A 7,482-nucleotide genomic window follows, 5' to 3' on the forward strand; every position below is an offset into this window, starting at 1 on the left:
GTCAACGTGGCGAGCCTGCCCGTCCCGCGACAGCGTGTTGATCTGACGGTCCAGCAGCGCGTTGCTGGCTTCCCAGATCGCCGCGGCGACGAGGACGGCGACGCCGATCGTCACCACGGCCGAGATCAGCCGGCTGCCGATCTGGCCGCCGTAAAACCAGACGATGGCGTCCACGCCCCAGACTTCGAGCACGGCCACGAAGCCGATGAAGACGATCACGCCTGACACGATCTTGCGCAGCAGCGGCAGATAGCGGTTGGCGCGGATTTCGAGGCCCGGAAAGCGCTGCAGGACCTCCGGCTTGATGCGGAAGCCGCGGTCGATCAGGCTCAGCGTCAGCATGATGGCGACACGCGTGATCACTGCGACCACGATGGTGCCGACGAAATATTGCAGCAGCAGCGAATAGCCGTTGCGGATGTTGAGCGCCCACACCGCCCAGAGTGCAAGATCGAGCGCGATCGCAAGATAATGCCAGCCACCGGCGACGCGGTTGCGCAGCCGCGCCGCGATTCCCGCCTGGTCGGCGGGCGCGCGAATGGCGTCCGCGACCTGGCGGCGACACTGCAGGATGATGACGACGACGAAGAGATGCACGACCAGCATCACCATGCGGAGTAGCGCGGCGTAACCAGCACGATGCAGACCCAGCAGCAGCGCCACATTGGCGAAGGCGATGCCGGATACGCCGACACCGACGATGCGGCGCGCCCAGATCTCGACATAGGCCGCGGTTTCGGCTCTGACAGGAAACAGGCCGAACGGCCCCGCCAGCGCACGGACCACGCAGATGAGCCCACGCGAGAACGCATAGGCGTTGGCAACCGCGAGGATCACGAGGCGGACGGTGGTGGGCTCGCCGATCTCGGTGCCGAGCAGCGCGGTGGCGACGCCCATGAAGACGAACACCGGAAGCAGCTCGAGCACGAGGCGTCCGAACACGAAGGGCAGCCGCAGCAGGACCTGCCAGATCCGCGCGAGGCTGTGACGGCGCTTCTGCAATTCAGGTGCCGGCGTCACGTCGGCGACTGACGACGGCGGATCGGCGATGGGCAGCGCCTGCGCCGGCAGGCGCGCGGCATGCGGCACGCGTCCTTCCAGAAATGCGACCGGACGCCGGATCAGACGGAACAGCACCCATTCGGCCGCGAGCGCGCAACCGAGCACCAGTGCGAGCTTCCAGGCGATCTCGATCAGGAGATTGTAGGCCGCAGGATCGTTCGCGGTCCGCACGATCCAGTAATAGAACGCTGGGAAATGCGTGAGCGTCCGCGCCACGCTGGCGATCTCGCTCGAGATCGCGCCGATCTCCTCCGACACCGTGAGCAGGAGCTGCGCCCCGAGGCCGTCGGCAGCGAGCGGGATCGGCGACTTCTGCTCGGGCGCAGGCGCTTGCGGACCGGACGCATTGGCGATCGCGCGCAGCGTGTCGATCATCTGCGCACGTTTTTTGTCGTCCTGGAGCGTCACCAGCGCACGCTTGGCTTCCTCAGGCGACAACGCGGCAGCACTGTTCGCGGCCGGCGTCTCGGCGCGGGCGCCGGAGAGAGATGAGATCGCGAGGAAGAGAGCGGCGAGGAGCGCCGGGGCAAGCTTATGCGACACGCTGATTCCCTGAAAAAAATGAATGCGCCCGCGGTGTCGTGGCCGTCACCGCCGAAGCACATGCGTCATGTCGGATGGCTGCTATTCGCCCGTGGCCTGTGTCGGAAGTGGGCCTTTGAGGCGACATTCTCTTGGCATTTGCCGCAATGCAGGATGAGGGAACCGGGCGTCGGTGGGGCTCAAACGCCAACAGAACGCGATCCGTCTTTCTGTAGAATTCTCGCAGCGCGACTCACAAGAGGTCGTCATGCCCGGGCTTGTTCCGCCGGCGCGGCCGAAGCCGCTTCGGCGCGGCAAAGGCCCGGGCATCCACGTTCTTCGCACCCGTGCGGCAAGTCGTGGATGGCCGGGACAAGCCCGGCCACGACGGCGTGGCGACACGCGTACCCTGCATGCAAATACTCCGTCATTCCGGGCGTTGGCCCGGAATGACGGCGAGGAGGAAGGAGGACAAAAGCAGGGTGTGAAAACACGCCTGTCACGGGGCCGCATCACGGCCACCTGACATGATCAACGTGATGCAAAATACAGCGCCGGGAAGGTAGGGGCTCTGCCTTACTGATGCAGCCCGCTAAACCTTGACCCGGCGTGCCGTTCGCGGTTTCTGCCGCTATGCGATAGTCCGAACGAGCTCCGTCGCACTTAACGCGGCTGGATTTGCGGAGGTGGCGTCATAGACCTCCCCTTGCTCATGAGGTGGACGTTGCGCGTCGCTTTGTTTGCGACCACCGGCATGCTCCTCCCGTGATATAAAACTGTCAAGCGGGATCGATGATCACGGAGATCACATTTGAGCGGGCGAGTTCCGTAAGCCAGGGCATGGGGCCTCATGCCCCTGCTTTGCCCGACACGTCGATTCGATTTCGTAAAATCAGCAACCACATATACCCCTTGATTTCGCTACTGTGAGTGGGGTTGTTTTCGCACTTTTTTGTCGATGGCCGGCTCAGCGGCCTAGAGAAACATATCCGTCAGATCAACCGTCGAGGACTCTCCGACCCGGTCGAAGTTTCGCGCCAGCCAGCTTCGCGCCGCCTCGCGGCCCTCATCGCGCAGGCGGCACAACAGGCTCCATTCGGGATGGAATTGCGTGGCCGTGCCGAGCTGCGACATCAGCTGGTCGTTGCCGATCCAGTGCATGTACATGCGGCTATGCCTGTCGCTGTCGAGCTCGCCATTGTCGATCAGCCGCGTGGCGAAGGCGATCGCGCGCATCTCGCGCATCAGGGACGAATTGAAGCTGATCTCGTTGATGCGGTGGAGGACGTCGGCTGCACTGGCCGGCAGTTCGTCGCGCCGGATCGCCGTGACCTGCACGATGATGACGTCGTGACTGCCCCTGCGGTAGATCAACGGATAGATCGCGGGATTGCCGAGATAGCCGCCATCCCAATAATGCTCGCCGTCGATCTCGACGGCCTGGAAATAGGGCGGCAGGCAGGCCGAGGCCAGCACGGTTTCAGCGGTGAGATGCGGGCTCTGGAACACCTTGATTTTGCCGGTGCGGACATTGGTGGCGTTGAGAAACAGTGCTGGCGCCTCGGGCGAGGAATTGAGCCGGTCGAAATCGACCACGCGCTGCAAGAGCGAGCGCAGCGGATTGAGTTGGAAGGGATTGAGCAGGTTCGGCGGCAGCGTGTGCGTCAGCGTGTGGATGAAGGCGTGAACCGGATGATATTCCGGCGGCAGCTTGAGGGCCTGGATCCACTGGTTGAGCGGCGAGAGCAGATCGTACGCCATGTCCATGCGCGACACTTCGTACCAGAACGCGTGCAGGTTCTGCCGCGCGGCCTCCGCGCCTCCCTTGGCCATGCCGGAGGCCATCGCCACCGCGTTCATCGCGCCGGCGCTGGTGGCGCTGATTGCCTCGATCGCGAGCCTGCCATCCTCGAGCACCTGGTCGAGCACGCCCCAGACGAAGGCGCCGTGCGCGCCGCCGCCCTGGAGCGCGAAGCTGACGTTCTTCCGGTTCGCGGTCTCGTTCACTGTCACTTCGCTCGCCTCTTGCCTCCCTTCCCCTCTTTCTCGAGTGCCTTGCGCACCTCGTCGAATTCGCCCAGCGAGGCCTTGTCTGCGCGGGGGAAGCGCAGGTCGAGCTTTTCGAGCGCCGCATTGATCACCGAGCCGATCACGACACGCGCGAACCATTTGTGGTCGGCGGGCACGACATACCACGGCGCGTGGGTCGTGGAGGTGTGCCGGACGATGTCCTGGTAGACCGCCTGGTAGCGCGGCCACAGCGCGCGCTCCTTGATGTCATCCATCGAGAACTTCCACTGCTTGGCCGGATCCTCCAGCCGGTCGAGGAAACGCTCGCGTTGCTCGTCCCTGGACACGTTGAGGAAGAACTTCAGCACCACGGTGCCGTTGCGGCAGAGGTAGCGCTCGAAGGCCGAGATATCCTCGAACCGCTCCTTCCAGATGTTCTTCGTCACGACCTTGGACGGAAGTTTCTCCTTGGCGAGGATCTCCGGGTGCACGCGCGTCACCAGGCATTCCTCGTAATGGGAGCGGTTGAAGATACCGATATGGCCGCGCTCGGGCAGCGCGATCACGTGGCGCCACAGGAAATCGTGGTCGAGCTCCTTGCTGCTCGGCGCCTTGAAGGCATGGACCTCGCAGCCCTGCGGATTGATGCCTTCGAAGATCGCCTTGATCGCACTATCCTTGCCGCCGGCATCCATGGCCTGGAACACGATCAGGAGCGACCAGCGGTCCTGGGCGTAGAGCTTCTCCTGAAATCCGATCAGCCGCTTCTTGTTGGCATCGAGGATCGCTTGCGCCTTCTCCTTGTCGAGGTCGCCCTTCTCGTCGGTCTTGTGCGCCTTGAGATGAAACTTGCCGGAGCCATCGTAGCGGAATGGCGTGATGTAACGGTCAAGCTCCTGGGCGAGCGATTTGGACGGCTTCTTGCTCATGAGCGCGGGGTACCTTGCGTTGCGGCTTCAATCGGTCGAGCACGCTACCAAGGATGCCCTTGGGAAGGAATATGATGAAAAGCACGAGCAGCACGCCGTAGACGAGATTGTCCCAGCCGACCGCCTTGGTGCCGAAGCCGATGCGAAGGGTTTCCGCCAGCAGGATGGTGATCACGGCACCGAAGGTCGGGCCGAGCGAGACGAACAGGCCGCCGACGATGGCCGCGAACACCATCTGGAGCGACACCGCAATGCCGCTGACCGTGTCCGGCGTGATGAACATCTGGTACTGGCAGTAGATCGCGCCCGCCAGAGCCGTCATCACCGCACTGAGCAGCGTGATCTTCAGCTTCTCCGCGGTGACGTCGACGCCGGCGGCGGCCGCGGCGTCCTCGTCCTCCGAAATCGCCTCCAGCGCGTAGCGTGCCATGCTGCGATCGACCCAATGCCAGACCACGATGCCGAACAGCCAGACCCCGAGCGCGATCAGGTACCAGGTCGTCTTGTCGTCGAATTGCAGCGCCAGCAGCTTGTTTCCCGAGGTCCGGTTCGGCGTATAGCCCAGCGAGCCGCCGGTATAGTCGCGCGTCGCCGTGATGACCTGGAGCACGATGCCGGAGAGCGCCAGCGTCACCAGCACGAAATAGTGCCCGGTGATGCGGAAACGGAAGCAGGGATAACCGACGATCAGCGCCAGCGCGCCGGCTGCGACCATGCTGACGGGAATGCCGATCCAGGGCGACACGCCGAGATGATTCCAGAGCAACGCGGTGACATAGGCGCCGATCCCCATGAAGCCGCCGTGGCCCAGCGAGACGAGGCCAAACCGCCCCATCATCGACCACGATGTGTAGGCGAACGACCAGATCAGGATCAGCACCAGGATGTGCAGGTGATAGGGATCACGATAGACGAAAGGCAGCGCGACCAGCGCCGCCAATCCCATCCCCCAGGCAGCAAGCCGCCCCTGCCCCATCATCGGCGCCTCGCGAGCAGGCCCGCAGGCCGGATGAACATCATGACGATGAAGAAGGCGAAGGCGAGCACATAACCCCATTCGAGATCGGAGAACAGGCCACCGAGCGAGATGATCTCGGCGAAGACGAAGGCGGCAATGAAGCCGCCGATGAAATTGCCGAGGCCACCGAGCACGCAGATCAGGAAGGTGATCGGCCCGAAGGAGAGGCCGACGAAGGGATGCACGTCATATTGCAACACCAAAAGGCAGGCGGCGAGCCCGGCCAGCGCGCCGCCGAGCGCCGAGGTGATGAGATAGATCCGCCTGGTGTCGACACCCATCAGCGCCATGATCTGGCGGTCCTGCGAGATGGCGCGGATCGCGGTGCCGGTGAAGGTGCGCGTCATGAACAGATAGACGGCGACCATGCCGACCAGCGCGGCCAGGAATGACAGGAGTCGCGCATAACTAAAGTTCATGTCGCCGAAGGCGAGCACCGGCAGGCGGATGCCGAGATTGCGGAAGTCGATGCCGAAAGCGACGGTGGCAAAGCTCTGCAGCACGAACAGCACCCCGCCGGTCGCGAGCAACTGGTTGATCGGCGGCGCCGTCAACAGCGGCGCGATCACGAGGTAATGCAGCGCCGCGCCGAGGACCGCGACCAGCAGAATGGTGAGAGGCGCCGCAACGAAATAGCTGATGCCGTAATACTGCACCATGAAATACATGGCGTACATGCCGATCATCACGAGCTCGGCATAGCAGATCCAGGTCACGTCGATGACGCCGAAGATCAGGTTGAGCCCGAGCGCCAGCAGCGCCAGCACGCCGCCGAGCAGGATGCCGTTGATCACGGCCTCCAGCAGATAGATGTCGAATATGTCCAGGAACGCCTGCATGCCCATCATACCCCGAGATACGCTTCCTTGACGGTGTCGCTTGCGAGCATCTCGGCCGAGGTGCCGGACGCCCTGATCGTGCCCGCCTCGATCAGATAGGCGCGATCGACCACTTTCAGCACCTGCTGCACGTTCTGCTCGACGATCAGCACCGTCAGCCCGCTGGCGCGGATCCGCTTCACCAGCTCGAACACCTGCTGCACCACGACCGGCGCCAGCCCCGCCGACGGCTCGTCGAGCAGCAGCAGTTTTGGATTCGACATCAGCGCACGGCCGATCGCGCACATCTGCTGCTCGCCGCCGGACATGGTGCCGGCCATCTGGTGGCGCCGTTCCTTCAGGCGCGGAAACAGGTCGAAAACGACCTCGGCCCGCTCGGCATAGTGACCACGCGCCTCCTTCATGAAGGCGCCCATCTTGAGATTATCGTCGACCGAGAGCTGCGGAAACAACCGCCGGTTTTCCGGCACATGCGCAATGCCGAGGCTGACGATCTTATGCGCCGGCGTTGCCACGACGTCGGCGCCCTCCATCCGGATCGACCCGCGCGAGGGCCGGATCAGGCCGGAGATGACGCGCATCAAGGTGGTCTTGCCGGCGCCATTGGGGCCGATGACGCCGACGGCCTCGCCGGCCTTCACGTCGAGATTGACATCGAACAGCGCCTGGAACGTGCCATAGCCGGCATTGACGGCGCGGAGCTCCAGCATCGGCTAGCCTCCCGCGCGACGGCGCGCTTCAGCGGCCGCGGCCTGCGTGGTCTCGGCATCGGTGCCGAGATAGACCTCGATCACGCGCGGGTCGCCCGCGACCGCGCTCGGCAATCCTTCCGAGATCTTCTCGCCGTGATCGAGCACCATGACGCGATCGACGACGCGCATCAAGACGCCCATGATGTGCTCGACCCAGATGATGGTGATGCCGAGCTCGTCGCGGATGTTGCGCAGCATGTCGGCGGCCTGATCCATCTCGGCCTCGTCGAGACCGCCGAGGCTCTCATCGGCGAGCAGCAGCTTTGGCGAAGTGGCGAGCGCCTTGGCCAGCTCGAGCTTCTTCAGGCCGGCCGCGCCGAGGCCATCGACGCTGGCATGGCGATCGGTCG

At 64.0% G+C, this 7,482-nt stretch carries 6 protein-coding genes and 1 pseudogene; all 7 read right to left on the reverse strand.

What is annotated here, in order from left to right; all coding sequences use genetic code 11:
• Positions 1–1,605 (reverse strand): small-conductance mechanosensitive channel (locus MOV75_RS20615; protein WP_247006495.1); only part of this gene is annotated, 1,605 nt, incomplete at its 3' end.
• Between the two features lie 954 nt (positions 1,606–2,559).
• Positions 2,560–3,597 (reverse strand): patatin-like phospholipase family protein, encoded by a 1,038-nt coding sequence (locus MOV75_RS20620; protein WP_246929928.1) that lies wholly within the window; start codon positions 3,595–3,597, stop codon positions 2,560–2,562.
• The gene (locus MOV75_RS20625) at positions 3,594–4,523 is read right to left on the reverse strand and encodes a polyphosphate kinase 2 family protein (protein ID WP_246929926.1); all 930 of its coding nucleotides are present in this window, start codon (positions 4,521–4,523) and stop codon (positions 3,594–3,596) included. The genes MOV75_RS20620 and MOV75_RS20625 overlap by 4 nt, the downstream gene beginning before the upstream one ends.
• Positions 4,483–5,502 carry a branched-chain amino acid ABC transporter permease gene (locus MOV75_RS20630; RefSeq protein WP_246929924.1) on the reverse strand — a complete coding sequence of 340 codons (1,020 nt, stop codon included), beginning with the start codon at positions 5,500–5,502 and terminating at the stop codon, positions 4,483–4,485. The genes MOV75_RS20625 and MOV75_RS20630 overlap by 41 nt, the downstream gene beginning before the upstream one ends.
• Complete coding sequence (locus tag MOV75_RS20635; protein WP_246929923.1) at positions 5,499–6,380, reverse strand: branched-chain amino acid ABC transporter permease; 882 nt, start codon at positions 6,378–6,380, stop codon at positions 5,499–5,501. Before MOV75_RS20635 ends, MOV75_RS20630 begins: the two co-directional genes overlap by 4 nt.
• A gap of 5 nt (positions 6,381–6,385) precedes the next feature.
• Positions 6,386–7,090: an ABC transporter ATP-binding protein gene (locus tag MOV75_RS20640; protein ID WP_246929921.1), complete on the reverse strand. Its 705-nt coding sequence runs from the start codon at positions 7,088–7,090 to the stop codon at positions 6,386–6,388.
• Between the two features lie 3 nt (positions 7,091–7,093).
• A pseudogene (locus MOV75_RS20645) lies at positions 7,094–7,482 on the reverse strand (ABC transporter ATP-binding protein); the annotation flags it as partial.

It is taken from the genome of Bradyrhizobium sp. PRIMUS42 (assembly GCF_023006515.1).
In the GTDB taxonomy this organism is placed as follows: domain Bacteria; phylum Pseudomonadota; class Alphaproteobacteria; order Rhizobiales; family Xanthobacteraceae; genus Bradyrhizobium.